This is a genomic window from Bombella sp. ESL0378 (assembly GCF_009725845.1).
Taxonomy (GTDB): Bacteria; Pseudomonadota; Alphaproteobacteria; order Acetobacterales; family Acetobacteraceae; genus Bombella; species Bombella pollinis.
Genome location: NZ_WNIF01000007.1, coordinates 153,890 through 170,038 on the forward strand (window position 1 = coordinate 153,890; position 16,149 = coordinate 170,038).

Annotated in this window: 9 protein-coding genes; 2 read left to right on the forward strand and 7 right to left on the reverse strand. The window is 52.1% G+C overall.

From position 1 onward, the window contains the following. Nucleotides 1-55: 55 nt before the first annotated feature. The 7 genes from GM556_RS05935 to GM556_RS05965 form a co-directional block, all read right to left on the reverse strand. Nucleotides 56-739, reverse strand: a complete 684-nt coding sequence (locus GM556_RS05935) for a Fe2+-dependent dioxygenase (RefSeq protein ID WP_155573649.1) — start codon at nucleotides 737-739, stop codon at nucleotides 56-58. 125 nt (nucleotides 740-864) lie between these two features. Next, complete coding sequence (locus GM556_RS05940; RefSeq protein WP_155579552.1) at nucleotides 865-3,306, reverse strand: TonB-dependent siderophore receptor; 2,442 nt, start codon at nucleotides 3,304-3,306, stop codon at nucleotides 865-867. Nucleotides 3,307-3,639: 333 nt separating this feature from the next. Further along, on the reverse strand, nucleotides 3,640-5,877 hold the full coding sequence (locus GM556_RS05945; RefSeq protein WP_155579553.1) for a TonB-dependent siderophore receptor: 2,238 nt from the start codon (nucleotides 5,875-5,877) through the stop codon (nucleotides 3,640-3,642). A 397-nt stretch (nucleotides 5,878-6,274) separates the two neighbouring features. Further along, the gene (gene holA / locus GM556_RS05950) at nucleotides 6,275-7,279 is read right to left on the reverse strand and encodes a DNA polymerase III subunit delta (protein WP_370513600.1); all 1,005 of its coding nucleotides are present in this window, start codon (nucleotides 7,277-7,279) and stop codon (nucleotides 6,275-6,277) included. Next, the gene (locus GM556_RS05955) at nucleotides 7,276-8,022 is read right to left on the reverse strand and encodes a hypothetical protein (protein ID WP_230873307.1); all 747 of its coding nucleotides are present in this window, start codon (nucleotides 8,020-8,022) and stop codon (nucleotides 7,276-7,278) included. Before GM556_RS05955 ends, holA begins: the two co-directional genes overlap by 4 nt. 14 nt (nucleotides 8,023-8,036) lie before the next feature. Beyond that, nucleotides 8,037-10,646 carry a leucine--tRNA ligase gene (gene leuS, locus GM556_RS05960; RefSeq protein ID WP_155579554.1) on the reverse strand — a complete coding sequence of 870 codons (2,610 nt, stop codon included), beginning with the start codon at nucleotides 10,644-10,646 and terminating at the stop codon, nucleotides 8,037-8,039. A gap of 9 nt (nucleotides 10,647-10,655) precedes the next feature. Then, nucleotides 10,656-11,150, reverse strand: coding sequence for a DUF3576 domain-containing protein (locus GM556_RS05965; protein ID WP_155573745.1), 495 nt, complete (start codon nucleotides 11,148-11,150; stop codon nucleotides 10,656-10,658). Nucleotides 11,151-11,786: 636 nt separating this feature from the next. Here GM556_RS05965 and GM556_RS05970 point away from each other — a divergent pair. After that, nucleotides 11,787-12,311, forward strand: coding sequence for a hypothetical protein (locus GM556_RS05970; protein WP_155573653.1), 525 nt, complete (start codon nucleotides 11,787-11,789; stop codon nucleotides 12,309-12,311). Nucleotides 12,312-12,410: 99 nt separating this feature from the next. Then, nucleotides 12,411-16,100, forward strand: coding sequence for a Hint domain-containing protein (locus GM556_RS05975; RefSeq protein ID WP_155579555.1), 3,690 nt, complete (start codon nucleotides 12,411-12,413; stop codon nucleotides 16,098-16,100). Nucleotides 16,101-16,149 lie beyond the last annotated feature (49 nt).

Sequence of the window (16,149 nt, forward strand, 5' to 3'; positions counted from 1 at the left end):
ATGCAGGCGGAGCCCTAGCTCCGCCGCCGGTTCTTAAAGTCTAGATGCGGTCCCTTTATAGCTCCGCCCAACTCCGCAATAAATTATGATACACATTGGTCAACCTTAGGACTTCTTGATCCTTCGGCCCGTGTGTCTCTGTCAGAGCCATGATGCTCTGGTCCAAATCAAACAAGATAGACCGATGCTCCTGCGAGCGAATCACTGATTGCGCCCAGAAGAACGACCCCCAACGGCTACCACGCGTAACAGGCGTTACAGTATGCAACGCTGTTGTGGGATACACAATCATATCCCCCGCAGGAAGCCGTACCCGCTTCTCCTCGGACGGGCCATGAAGAACTAGCTCCCCGCCCTCATATTCATCCAAATCGGAAATAAAGAGTGTGCTGGATACATCCGTTCGGACACGATGACCTGTACCGGGGATAGGACGCAACGCATTATCCACATGCGCCCCAAAGTTCATCCCGACATCATAGCGATTAAACAAAGGAGGAACGAGGCGTAAAGGGAGGACTGCGCTATTATAAAGAGGATTCGTCCCCAATTTACGCAACACAAAGGTAGAAAGCTCACGCCCTAAAGGGCTATCCGGCGCGATTTGGAGATTGTTTTTTACACTGCCTGATTGCGGCCCCGCCGTCCCACGGCCATCAACCCATTCTCCCGCTGCAAGACGGCCACGTAGTTCTGCCAGCTCCTCCGCGGAGAGAACCGCAGGAATATGCAACATCATAAAATCACGCCTTTCCATTATCCCATGTCAGCAGGGTATTCGTAAAAAGGAGCAGGCAGTCCCAGCCCGCTCCTTATGAAACTTTCACCCCATCCTCCCTGCGATACAAGAAGGATAGACCAAAATTAATAATCCATCGTCAAACGGCCCAAGAAGGTCCGCCCCGGTGCTGGGGTCGCATAACCTGCAAAGAGACTATTATAATTCAGACGATTGGCGAGGTTATAGCCGTTAAGAGAGGCAACCCAATGCCGCCCAAAACGATGAGAAATAACGGAGTCAAAGTCCAAATTAGCAGGGACCTTGCTCGTGTTATCGTTATTCAAATACACGCCTTGACGCCATGTTAGCCCCCCACCGATGGTAAAGTTCCACGGTTTACCGGGGAAGGCCTCATAAGCAGACCACAAGGTCGCCTGATTATGTGGCACATATTGGATTTGATTATGCATCTTTCCCCCACCGTTAGGCGATGTCTTGGGGTCATATAATGCGTAAGTCGCTGTGATGTTCCATCCCGGTAGGATCATCCCCCCAACGGAGAGTTCCATCCCTTGGTTACGCTGCTGTGCCCCTGTATTAATGGTGGAGTTAGAGACGGGATCAGTCGTCAGCGCGTTATCCTTATCCAACCGGAAGAGCGAGATGGTAGCCCCTAAGCGGTCATGCAATAGGCTGAACTTACTGCCTACCTCATACAAACGTGCTTTTTGCGGCCGCGTATCCACGCCCCCCTGTCTCCCCGGCCGTACGGGCACAGCCCCACTTGTTACATACATCCCCGTTGGGGTTGTAGAACTCGCATAGGTGAAGTAAATCGTCTGCCATTTTGTAGGCGTTAAAATCAGGCTAGCCGTTGGGTTAAAGGTATTCTTTGTCTGCGGGAAGCTACGGTCAGGATTATTAGGCAAGTTCTCAAGGCCATAGACCCTATAATTGCTCTGCCAACGGTCCCAACGGAAGCCACCTTTAATAGACGCCCATTTGGTAAACCAAATCTGGTCATACAAGAAGATACCCGTATCAAACCCATAGCCACGGCTGCTCGGCTTCTTCCCAATCCCGGCAATATCCGGCATAGAGTTCGCCCGTGCCGACACACGGCGCACCATCGCATCAGGCACATTATCAGGGTTAGGGTTAAGCATATTCGCTGTAGGTGTAGGGTTTTTAATAGATACACCCTCATAAGTATCCTGATGCCGGGAATCATGGACATATTCCATATCAACACCCGTCACGACCTGATGCCGTAAGAAGCCTGTCTTAAAATCAGCCTGCAAAGACGCTACATCCTGGAAGGACCAGCTATTTTGCTTATAAGGCAGCGGCACACTCCCATTTGTATTACGAAGAATGCTCCCAGCCCCGTAATTACCACTATTGAGCGCATTCACACATTGCGCCCCACAAGCAAGCTTAGAGGCCTCAAAATTACGACTATATTCACCAAAACGCGTATCATTATGGAAGGTTAGATGGTCGTTGAAGATATGCTTCAGCCGCAATGTCTCCATCGTATCATCAGTATGGTTATGGTCTTGGCGTTTGCCGTACCAATTCTCCCGCGGGACGCCATATTCTGAGATAGGCCGCCCATAGGCTGAGCCACGCGCCTTGACAACGGGCATCCCATAATCAGGTACGCTATTATCCGTCTCGTGTGTGACTTGCAGGACAACGGTTGTCTTTGTCCCCAGCCCAAACGCGATAGACGGCGCAATCCCCCAGCGGTGGTCCCACACATGGTCCCGCCCGACAACATTATTGGAGGCCCCCAGCCCTTCTATACGGAAGGCCGTTGTATCATTAATACGCTGGTTAATATCCACCGTACCGCGGAAATAATCGGCAGACCCGCCGCTAAAATCGACATTATAATGATTATTAACCGTCGGGGTCTTTGTAACGACATTGATGGCCCCGCCGGTCGTCCCATTCCCAAAGACCTGAGAGGATGGCCCCTTAATGACATTCACGGAATCATAATTGAAGCTATCGCGTGAATAGACACCAAAATCCCGCAAGCCATCTTCATAAATATCATTCTGCGCAGGGAAGCCACGGATGAGGAATTGGTCGCCATTCAACCCACCAGCCCCTTCCCCAACGGAAGCCGTAATGCCGGGGACATTGCGCAAGGCTTCATCCAATGATTTCGCATTTTGCTGCTTAATCAGCTCCCGCGGAACAACATCAATCGTCTGCGCCGTATGCATCACATCCTGCGGCAAGCGTCCCATATCATTGCTTGCATGCATGGTATTAAAAGGATGCCCAATCACATGGATGTGCTCTACACCCTTCGCTTGGACTCCCTCTTGCTGCGGGGTGGTTTGCGCTGAAGCCAGCTGCGTTGCGCTCCCCTGCGTCGCAGATGACGGCGCATGTTGTTGAGTGACAGCCTTATGCTCAGCCTTTGCAGCGACATGACGTTTATCACCTGGTTTCGCACTATCCTGATGCTGGCTTGCAGCCACATCAGCAGCATAAGCTCCCCCTGCAACACTCCCTAATGTCAGAGCGGCAGATGCTGGCCTAAGGCACCGGTGAATAAAACGGCTCATAAAAGATGCTCCACAGCAAGAATGATACAGCCCCTCGAAAGAGGATGATTTTTCTCCTACATGATAATTATTCTCAATTTCAAACATTAAAAAAGATGACAAACTATTTAAAGTTGCGATTGTGTCTTAATTGCCACAACACAAAAAGCGCAGTATTCTCCTATCATTCAGCCAAGGCCCCATCATAAAAGCCGCTTTAAGTGCGTGCCTCTCCCCTCATAAATGTTACAGAACAGTGAGATAACAAACGCGCATTCACAAAAAACCGCGCCCCTTGCCCTTCTCTGAAAGGCAAGCAAGCGCGGTTCACACCCTGATATTTTGAGTGGTGATTTAATAATCCATGCTCAACCGCCCCAAGAAGGCACGGCCCGGCGCTGGGGTAACGCGGTTTGTAAAGAGGGAATTATAATTCAAACGGTTGGAGAGGTTATACGCATTAAGCGATACGACCCAATGCCGATTGATACGATGGGATATGTAAGAATCGAACTCCACATTAGCCGGGACTTTCGCCGTATTTGCGAGGTCCAGATACACGCCTTCTCGCCATGTAACGCCTCCGCCAATCGTAAAGTTCCACAACTTACCGGGGAAGGCTTCATATGCGGTCCATAAGGTCGCCTGATTATGCGGCACATATTGGATATTCCGCCCGTGATTCGCGCCAGACATCACGCGAGGGTCATATAGAGCATACGTCCCGGTAATGTTCCAACCCGGCAGAATCATCCCCCCAAGGGAGAGCTCCAAGCCTTGGTTACGCTCCTTCACCCCTGTGGCCAAAACCTGCCCCGCAATCGGGTCGGTTGTCAGAGCGTTGCTCTTATCCAGCCGGAAAAGCGAAATTGTCGCCCCTAAACGGTCATGCAAGAAGCTCATCTTCGAGCCGACCTCATAGAGCTTTGCCCGCTCTGGCTGAGTAGCAACCTGCCCATTAAGGGGGCGAATAGGGATTGCGCCATTGGTCACATACATACCCATCGGCGTGGTAGAGCTCGCATAAGTGAAGTAAAAGGTCTGCCAGCTATTGGGAGTAATGAGCAAACTGGCTGTCGGGTTAAAGACGCCTTTTGTATCGTGATAATTTAGCGCAGCAGAAGGAGCCTTCCCTTGCGGGCCCCGTGCAGCAGCACTTTCCTGCCCATCAGCCCCCCATGTTTTATACGCTGTTTGCCAACGGTCCCACCGGAATCCCCCTTTGATGGACACCCATTTTGCAAACCAGATTTGATCGTACAAGAATAAGCCCGTATCAAACCCATAACCATGGGAATCAGGCCGCCCTAGGCTATAATTCGTATTCTTCCAACAATTCCCAGAATCAGCGCGGCACGTCCCATAGCCATAATTATCACGCTGAGGATGATATGTATTCTGCCACGGAATTGCCCGATTAGCCCCTACAGCATCATACGCATATTGCCGCCGGGAATCCTGCACATATTCAAAATCCGCCCCCGTTACGAGCTGATGGCGCAAGAAGCCTGTCTTAAAATCAGCCTGTAGGGAGGCCACATCTTGGAAAGACCAGCTCTTTTGCTTATACGGCATTGGCCCGCCATTAAGGCCAATCCCCGCCGCAGGGTCCACCTTCTTATAACCCGGATTATAAATCTGCAATTCCGAGCATGACGCATTAGCACATTGTGGTGAAGATGCCGCAAAGTCACGGCTATATTCACCAAAGCGTAAATCATTATGGAAGGTAAGATGCTTATTAAAGACGTGCTTTAAACGCAGCGTCTCCATTGTATCGTCACTATTATCATGGTCTTGCGATTTACCATAAATATTACTACGCCGTACCCCAAAGGACGAGCTCTCCGTTATGGGATGGCCATTCACAACGGGTACACCATAATCGGGAACATTACGCGATGTTTGGTGCATCACCTGCAACACAACAGTTGTCTTGGTTCCCAAACCAAAAGCTATAGATGGCGCAACACCCCAACGATGGGAATATACATAATCGCGCCCTACAACATCGTTGGAGTTAGCCATACCTTCCACACGGAAGGCTGATGTATCATTGATGCGTTTATTAACATCCACAACACCACGATAAAAATTAGCCGACCCACCGCTAAAGTCAGCACCGTAATGGTCATGTAATGTCGGGGTCTTTGTAACAATATTAATCGCCCCGCCCGTTGTCCCATTACCGAATACTTCAGATGATGGGCCTTTAATGACATTCACCGAATCTTGGAAGAAGCTATCGCGGGTATAAACACCAAAATCCCGCAAGCCATCCTCATAAATATCATTTTGCGCAGGGAACCCACGGATGAGGAATTGATCCCCACTCATCCCACCAGCCCCCTCCCCAACAGAGGCTGTAATACCGGGCACATTCTTCAGGGCTTCATCAAGAGATTTGACATTCTGCTGCTTAATCAACTCCCGCGGGACAACATCAATTGTCTGAGCGGTATGCATCACATCTTGCGGCATACGCCCCATATCATTGCTTGCATGCAATGTATTAAATGGGTGCCCCACTACATGGATGCGCTCCACACCCTTAGCTTGAACACCAACATCCGCCGGCTGTTTGGTCACCATCCGAGTCGGCCTCTGTCGCCTGTATGTTAGGCTTAGCCCCTATATGCGCAGCATCGGCAGCGGCCGTTGTGTTTGCATACGCTCCCCCCGCAACGCTCCCTAAGGTCAAGGCTGCTGAAAAAGGCCTAAGGCCGCTGCGGATAAATCGACTCATTTACATCACCATGCAAGGAATAATCTCGTTCTTCTCTAAATGATAATCATTTTCATTTAACAATAAAACTTAATTTAATTTCTCCCCAATACGCCTCTCCCTTTGAGAAGGACGTAAAAATAATCATGTTTTTCAAGGAGATAAACCAAACCCCTCCATATTAAAAAAAATAACGCTTTTTTAGGAAAACCATTCTTTCTTACAAGAAGAACTTAAAGAATGAGGATGCTACTTACATCTTCTTTATAAAAAAGAACGCGGATAACACAGCTTTACCACATGACGACGGCATAATAACTCATCAGGTGCGCCACTTTGTTTGCATGCAAGCTCCAAAGCTTGCGTAGCGCGTGCGGCCTGTTGCAAAGCGGGGAAGGACCAGCGTTGTAGCCCAGCGAGAAACTCATCTTTACGGCGGAAGAAAACAGGCGGTTTTAAAGCCGCCATCGCCTCTTGCCGCGAGGCCCCTTGCTGAACGCGTAAGCTCACCTGTTGCATCCGCTCTAATACAGACAATGCTACACGCGCAAAAGCTACAGCACTCGTGCCATCAGCCATAGCACGCTCAAAAGCCCGGTCCGCCTTCAGCCGGTTACCCGCTAAAGCTGCGTACACAGCATCATCTAGCGAGGCTTGACCCGAATCCCCCACACAAGCCTGTACCGCCTCTATATCCAATCTCGTTCCCGGCTCACCATAGAGACGAAGCTTCTCTACCTCACTGCGCACAAGGCTGCGGTCATTACCCACATGCTCGAGGAACCAAACCATCGCCTCTTTATCGAGCGTGATGCGCTCTTCAGCCAACATATCCGCAACCGTGCGCGATAAGGTCCGCCCTTCTTCAGGGTAACAGCCTATAGCGGCAACCTGCTCATGTTTTTCCGCAAATTGTCGCAGCCTAGAGCGTGCTGTCAGCTCCGGTCCCTCCAGCACAACCAGCGTATCACTCTCTTGAGCTAGAGCTTCTTTAAGCGGAGGTAAAAGCTCATCCTTCACCCCACGCACCCAAACAACCCGCCGCCCTCCTGTTAAAGAAAGGGCCGAGGCTTCTTCCTCAAAACGGCCTTGTTCCTCACCCTCTAACCGAGCAAGGCGGAAAGGGTCATCCAAATCCTCAAGAACCGTTTGCACCGCACGCTTAGCGCGCTCACGGATAAGACCATGATCCTCCCCATGGAGAAGAACAACACGCCAACGAGCTGCCTCGGTAATGGTCCGCTCGGCAGCCTGCGTGCCTATCCTCACAGGCCGTTATCCTCTTCCTCCTGTAGGTGGCGGCTATCCTCACCTGTCGAAGTGGTAATGCTATTGCTACTGCGCCCCGTCATACTCGAAGGAAAGCCATCCACCCCCAGATTCTGCATATCTGTCCGTTGAATCCCTGGCAGACGGTCCAAATAAGGGTCACGCCCGGGACGAATGGATTTCTCCTGCCCAAGGGCTTGATGCGCCTTAAACCATACGGCTACTTGCATGGTGATCTCATGAGCGAGATTTTCGCCAATCCGTTTATAAAGCGTCTCGTTATTTAAGGTTTGAGCAAAATATTGCTCAATATACATATTATAGCCATCCATCGTCCGGGCATAACCACGTGCTAAAACGTTATCCATGTCTCCGACACGATATAAACGCCAATCCGCCCAACCAACACCGCGCGTCCGACCAGATGTGTTATCTTCATGCACATCAACTGATTCTAACGAGGCTGTCGCACTCACACGCAATACATAGCCTTCTGGCCGCTCTGGCCCATCTCCAGCCATTTCCTTTTGTAAAGCGAGGCGTATTTCCTGCCCAAAACGGCTGGGAATGTTCGCAACGAAGACATTCTTCAACTGGTCATTAACCGCAACCTCTTTTTGGGCTGATTGCTTGCCATAAAGAGGCTGGAAGCCACATGCCCCAAGGCTCGTAATCCCTAATCCTGCGGCAAGAATAACAAGCCCCCCGCGTATAATACGCTGCATTTGGCACATACTGCTCATCCAGCCCCTCTTACTCACCCTGCTACCACGAAATTAACAATGCGGTTTGGCACATGGATTTCCTTAACAATACGCTTGCCTGCCAAAGCCTTCGCCACATTCGGCTCATCCTTGGCTTGCGCGATAACAACCTCTTTAGCTTCATCAGGGGCGCATGTAATCGTCCCACGCAGCTTACCAAGCACTTGCACAGCAATCGTGACTTTTTTTACCGCCAATAAGCTCTCATCTGCCTCCGGCCAAGGCCGCTCCACAACCATGGGGCCTTCTGGCTCTAAGAGGGACATTAACTCCTCTGCCAGATGCGGCATCATGGGGGAAATCAACATCACCAGCACATAAGCGGCCTCACGCCGCGCTGCGGGAAGGCCCTCCTCATGGCCAGTGGCCTCACCCAGTGCCGAGGCCAGCTCATGCAGACGCGCAACAGCCACATTCGGCGTAAAGCCTTCCAATGCTTCCGTCACTGCGACAATGGTGCGATGAGTCACATGGCGCAACTCATCCCCTGCCATATCATGCGCGGCATGAAGATCATCCTGCGCAGCAACCGTCTGAACCAACCGATACAGACGTTGCATAAAACGTCCGGCCGCCGTCACACCGGCTGCTGTCCATTCCATATCACGCTCTGGCGGACTATCGGAAAGCACAAACCACCGCGCTGTATCAGCCCCGTAACGCTCGATAATCTCCACAGGCGAGACCGTATTACGCTTGGATTTGGACATCTTCTCCGAGCGTCCAACCGTCACGGCTTTACCGTTATCCTTCCGCACAACTTCAGCGCCGCGCTGCTCGACCTCATCAGGATATAGCCATTGCGCCCCATCACGATAGCTCTCATGAGTGACCATCCCTTGCGTAAACAAGCCAGCAAAAGGCTCGCTCACATCCAAATGGCCAGTCTTCTTCATCGCACGCGTGAAGAAGCGTGCATAAAGGAGATGCAAAATCGCATGCTCAATGCCGCCAATATATTGGTCCACCGCAAGCCAGCCATCAACAGCCTTACGCTCTGTCGGTGTTTTGGCCTGTGGGGCGGTAAAGCGGGCGAAATACCATGAGCTATCAACAAACGTATCGCATGTATCGGTTTCCCGCTGCGCCTCTGCCCCACATTTAGGGCAAGCAACATGCTTCCATGTTGGATGATGATCTAGCGGATTGCCCGGTACGTCAAAACTGACATCCTCCGGCAAGGTCACCGGCAATTCTGCCTCTGGCACGGGGACCGCACCACAAGACGAACAATAGATGATAGGGATGGGGCAGCCCCAATAACGCTGGCGAGAAATACCCCAATCGCGCAAACGCCAATTAGTTACACCCTGCCCAACGCCAAGCTCCTCCACCCGCGCAATAGCTGCACGAATCGCCTCTTTGGTCGTCTTACCGCTCAAAAAGCCGGAATTATAAAGCGTGGCCTCACCTGTGACGGCCTTCTTCCCGACTTTAAACGTCGCTTCTTCCTCACCTGTAGGCAGCAGAACGGAAGGGACATCCAACCCATATTTACGCGCAAAATCGAGGTCTCTTTGGTCCCCACAGGGGCACCCGAACACAGCACCCGTGCCATATTCTGTCAGCACGAAGTTAGCGATCCAGACCGGGGCGGTTTGCTCTGGGTTCAACGGGTTCACCACACGCAGGCCCGTATCAAAGCCGCGTTTTTCCATCGTGCTTAACGCTTCTTCGGACGTGCCAACTCTCTGGCACTCCTCAATAAAGCTCTGCGCCTCAGCATTGCCCGCCGCAATCTTACGCGCCAAGGGATGATCCGCTGCAATACCAATGAAGCTTAGCCCAAAGAGCGTATCAGGACGGGTGGTGAAAACCTCAATGGAATCGCCATCCACATCATAGCCTTGCGGAGGATTATGCAGGCTGAAGCGAATCCGCGCCCCTTCAGAACGGCCAATCCAACGCTCCTGCATGGTGCGGACACGCTCTGGCCATTTATCAAGTATTTTCAGCCCCTCCAAAAGGGGTTCAGCAAAATCGGTAATTTTGAGGAACCATTGGGAGAGCGTCTTTTTCTCCACCAACGCGCCAGACCGCCAACCGCGCCCATCCACAACTTGTTCATTTGCCAAAACAGTTTGGTCCACTGGGTCCCAATTCACTGACGAATCGCGCCGTTCTACCAAACCCGCTGCCAACATATCGAGAAAGAGCTTTTGCTGCTGGCCGTAATAATCCGGCAAGCATGTAGCGATCTCTCGCTTCCAATCCAGCGAGAAGCCTAGCCGTTGCAACGTGCCGCGCATGGTGGCGATATTTTGCAATGTCCATGTACCCGGATGCACCCCACGCTCCCGCGCGGCATTCTCCGCTGGGAGGCCAAACGCATCCCACCCCATAGGGTGCAACACGGCATAACCCCGCGCGCGTTTATAACGTGCTACGACATCACCTAGCGTATAATTACGCACATGCCCTACATGGAGCTGCCCAGAAGGATACGGGAACATCTCCAGCACATAATATTTAGGCTTATCGGCTGGCGGTACATCCGGCACATGGAAGGTCCCCGCCTCAGCCCAACGGGCTTGCCAATGCGGCTCCCGCACATGGAAGTCAAAACCGGACTCGGCTGCGCTATTCACTGTTTTATCGCTCATGAGTCTCTCTTACTTCCCGCCACCATTTTCAGCGCGCAACTGACGGGCACGCTCTAAAATACGCGCCGTAATGTCTGAAGCTGTGTTCGGTGCAGCGGGGGCATCCTGCCATTCCCCTCCATTAAGGCGCGTCTGGCGGAAGACACTCAGACGAAGTGCATCGGAACGTAACCGGCGGTCCAAAATATAAGCTGCGATTTTAAAACGCTCATCCTGCGCCCCTGCCGGCTGATACCAATCCGTAAGGATAACACCCCCCTGCGCATCAGCAGAGGCCATCGGCATGAAGGAAAGCGTATCAATCGCCCCACGCCAGAGATAAGCATTTACCCCACCGCGAAGCTGGTCATCACCCCCTTGTGCACCACGATCCACCCCTAACAGGTGATTACGCGGCACAGCTAAAGAGGATGGGTTACGCTTATCACCGCCGCACCCTGCCAGACCGCCAACAGCCAATAACGCTACAAGAGGCAGCACGGTATAACGCGGCATATTGTACATAGAGACAAAAGAGCGAAAGGCTGAGCGCGATGATGAAAAGAACATGAGCAAACCTGAAAAGGCCATGCCAAGGCCGGTCTCAAATTGAAGCCCCCACCATGGCAAAGACAGGAGCATAACGATCATAAATGATCAAAACGTCCCCCTTCATATCGCGCTCACCCTCGCAGGCCAAGAGCTATGCTGCATAGACAGGCTTGCGAAAGCGCAAAAAAGCCGCTAGGCAGAGCCTGCGTGTCCGCGTAGCTCAGCAGGATAGAGCACAGGATTCCTAAGTTAATTGGGCACCGGGCTGGCAAACCATCCGGTGAATTCGCTCAAATTCGGGGAACGCTAACGCCTCTCTCTATAAATATTGAGTAGGCTATGCCAATCCCGAGCCAAGCCTGCCTCATTCATCTGAATGACGCAGGAAGGTGTAGAGACTGTACGGGCGACACCGCGGCAGGACCTCCCTGTGGTGAAGAGACAGTCCAGACCACGAACAGCCCTTCCTATAAAATAGGAAGGGCTGGCGATGAAAGTCGAAGTGGTATGAATCCTGGGGTCGAGGGTTCGAATCCCCCCGCGGACACCAACCATTCAGCAAGAATGGCTACACAGAGACCAGAATCAATATTTTAGGATATATACGGGATGACCCATCCAATCATTGAAAGCTTAGAGGCGTTTCGTCAATGGTTTCTCTCCCCCGCTGGACCCGGCTTACTCTCCATTCCTCTCTTAAAACCAACCCATCATCAAAATGGATTAACGAATCTTACATTATATCGGCGCAATGGGTACCAAGCAGAACTATGCCTCATTCAAACCAATACTAAGTTTCTTCTTGAAGTCCCCACAGACCAAGCTTTAATCACTTTATTCCTTGGAGGATCGTTAAAGGTCTCTATTACCGAATCTTCAAATCCAAATGATTACGGGATTCCATCCCCTTCGGATTATTTAAACAACCTCGCTCCCAATACCATTGACCTAGAGAATCCAGAGATACCCCACCCACTGCTGCAACACCCTCACGATATTACCGCGCTGCGCCTTAGCGCTGGGACGAAATTAGAGTTCTGTTCCCCGCAAAAGGACGGGATTCTCCTTTTCTTTAGCGTGGCTGAAGCCAGCCACCCCCACAGCTATGCGGACAATGTGACCCCCCTTTCTTAAGAAAGTGCGCACTTTTTTATAGTATTTTATTAATTCTTCTTTTATCATAGCCACACATGAACTTACTCTGCCCTACTTGCTGGAAGGACAGCCCTCTGCATGGCCTATAGTTTTGATTCCAAGTACGATAATCTTCCCCCGATTGGGACAGCTCAAGCCCCCGATGGGTGGGCGACAGTTTTGAGCGGTGCCCAAAATACCGTTGGCCTTAGCACTAACGTTTCTAACTACTATGTAAGCGGGTTATCCAGCGGGTCTAATGGGGCCATAATCAACTCCCTCGTAGCGGTGTTTAACCATAACATAACAAATGGTATCGCTGTCGATGGTGGCTCTATCGCCATCGCCGGTAATAACTCATTTATGTATGGTGCCACCGCTCTTTCCGCCGCCTCTATTGAGGCTATCGGTGGCGGGGTTATTAGCGGTGGGGTTGTAGGTTATTCTGGTGCCGTCTTCGCTGGATCAGTGACCTCCAAAGCCGACCCTAACCAAGGGGGCATTGGTCCTATCACCGGGATTGGTACAGCTATTAACTCTATTGTTGGGTCCGGCGGCTACGCCCTCGTTGGTGGTGGTGGGGCTGACTTCACCGTTAAAGGCTACTCCGTTAACGGTAGTGGTGGCCTTATGTTGGGCGGTACCTTCAACCCCGGCAGTCTCTACGCTGTTGGGAATGGGGGAACGGCAAGCGGCGGCACCGTCGGCGGCCAACAATCCGTCTTCTCTAACGGGTTATCACTCAATCAGCTGTTTGTTGGCTCTGCTGCCACACAGGCCGTGATGAGCAAGGGGCTCGCATCACAATCAACTGTCCTCAGCGGTGCTACCGGGCTCAACTCTGGCGGTACAACAAGCAGTGTTATCGCTGTGAGCGGTGGGACCCTCATTGTTGGGGGTGGGACATATGTGTCATGGCTGAATAAAGGCTATGCTACCTCCGCTTACGGTTATGGTAGCGGGACCTCCTTTAACAATGTGGTCTCCGCTGGCGGAACCGAGATTGTTAACAAAGATGGTATAGCCAGCCGTTCCACCATTCTTTCAGGCGGTATCGGTACAGTTAATAGCGGTGGCTTGGCCCTTTCTCCTTTAGTTTCGGGCGGTACAGAAATTGGCAGTGCTGGTGGTATCATCAGCGGTGGTACGGCCCTACAACAAGGTAACATCACACTCCTCAGCGATGCACTAGGCTCCAACCTTTCTGCCCAGACCAGCGGTAACATTGTTGTTTCCGCAGCAGGGACAGGTAACGTCCTTACGGCATCTACTGGCGGTACAATCCGGATAACATCTGGCGGTACGGGGAGTGCCGTTACCGCTAACGCTCAAGGTACAGTCCTGCTTAATAGCGGCGGTACGGCTGGTAACCTGGTCATCAATACCGGTGGTACATCCACGATTGATGCTGGTGCCGTCATTTACAGCGGGGCGACCCTTAATGATAGCAACCAAGTTTTTGCTCCCGTCTCTGGGGTAACAGCAGATTACCTGCTTGCTAGTGCCGGTCAGGTGGTCGCTAATGTTGGGGCTACTATCTCTGGCATTTATGCCGCAGGTCCAAACGGTACAGGTTTGGTCACACAATCTGGCGATTCGGTCGGGGCTGCTATTGCAGGTTATGATCCCCAGAATAAGGCTGCCGTTGGTGGGACGGTCATCGTAAGCGGCGGAGCTGTTGCGAATAATGTTGGGGCCAGGATGAATGGTTTGCTTATCCTCGGCTCTGGGGGGACAGCAAGCAACTTTGCGCCTATTAGTAACGGGACAGCCAGTATTCTGGCTGGTGCTAGCGTTGCTGATGGGGCTACAGCTCAACTTACGGGCGGTCTCATCTCTCTGGCTTCTGGCGTCCACGTCACCAGCATCAGCGCAACCGGGGCTGGTAATAATGCTGGCTTTGCTAATATTTCCTCCGGTGGGACAGTCGATGCTCTCTCACTAGGCTCCCGCGGGACAGGGAACATTGCCTCCGGGGTGACTGTCAGCTCGCTTACCATAAATAGCGGTGGCTCTGCCCTGCTGGATGGTGGTGCAACAGTGCCGAATGTTACCCTGAGCGGTGGGACAATAGCTATTCCCGCCGGTGGGGCTGGCCTCCAGACGCTCTCCGCGCTTAATGGCGGTGTAGGTGTTATTAATTCCGGGGCCAATGTTAGCAGCGTCTTCATCTCCGGTGGTAACGCAACGGTGCAGTCGGGGGCGTATGTTAGCCGCCTGACCATCCTCAGCGGTGGCTCTGGTGTGTTAATGAGCGGGGCCTCTGTCCAACATATTGATGTCGCTAGCGGCGGTTGGGTCAGTGGTGCCAGAGTCTCGAACAATGATGAGCTTGTTGTTGGCCCCCAAGGAACAGCACAGGATACCGTTGTTACCTTCGACTCTGGTAAAGGGCCCTATGCACGCCATCCTTACACAATGGTGACCTCTGGCGGTTACCTCTCTGGGGCTACCGTCCTCGGTGCGGATGGTACAAACGACCCTGAGCAGCTTGGCGGGCTCCTCACTATTGCCTCCGGCGCAACACTCATCAATACCTCCATGGGGTATAATGCTCGTATCCGTATTTACGGGATGAAATATACCGATAAGTGGCAAACTGCTGTCAGCGGGAATACTGTCTTTGTGACACAGACAGATTCTAACGGCTCTAACGCCTCAACATGGCAGCTGAGCCTCAAAGGTAACTATAACGCTGGTGGCTTTATCCTCAACGATGATGGTGAAGGCAATACGGTCCTTATTTACGAAAAATGCTTCCTCGCTGGCAGTATGATTCGTACCCCGAAAGGGGAGAAGGCCGTTGAACGTCTGCGTAAAGGTGAGACAATCTGTGTCCTTAATGAAGGGCGTGAGGAAACGCGCGAGATTACAGCTGTCATCCAACGGCGTGCGCGTGTAAATACCTCTCAGCCAGAGGATCTCGCCGGTTGGTCTGTTATTGTAGCCAAGGACGCCTTCGGTCCCGGCTTACCCAATAAAGACCTCTCTGTAACACCGGAGCATTGCTTCTATTTTGAAGGTCACTTCGTCCCAGCTCGCATGCTCATCAATGGGACCTCCATCCGTTATGACCATAGCCAAGTGGAATATGATTATTACCACATCAAAACGGAGCCTCATTCTGTCATCTGGGCAAATGATGTCTTGACAGAAAGCTGGCTGGATACTGACCTGCAAGACCATTACGAAGCTAATGAGGAGAATACCCTCCGCTTGGTCGAGCAAGAGCAGCTTAACTGGAATGAGAATGCCGCGGCTCCGCTGGGTGTTACTCAAGAGTTCGTCAAGCCCTTGCATGACAAGTTTGCTGCTCGCGCAGCGGAACTTGGCCTCACCGATCCAGAGGCCGAACAAAATTCCCAAGATGGGGAAACCACAACGGACCCTGCGCCTTATATCCGTCTAGAAACGGGGGAGACGCTCCACCCACAACGGCATGAGGCAGGGCGTTATCTCTTTACCCTCCCCGCCTATACACAGCGCGTCACCGTTGGCTCGCGTACCTTCCGTCCATCCGAGGCTGTAGGGCCTCATATGGATGACCGCCGTCAACTAGGTGTTCTCGTTGGACAAGTCTCCCTCTGGAATGGTGGGCGTGAGAGCATCATTACACGCCATCTAACAGATAGAGGCCTGAACGGTTGGGATGTCATCGAGGCTGGGCCACATCGTTGGACCAATGGCGAAGCAGAGCTGCCTCTGCATGATAGTCCGCCTGTCAGTGCGAGCCAGCAAGTCCTCGCGATTGAGGTGCAAGCTGGTGGTCCATACCGCCTCCCCTCATAAAGAGGACGGACACAGGAAGGGAGCTGTAATGCTCCCTTCCCTTACGGAA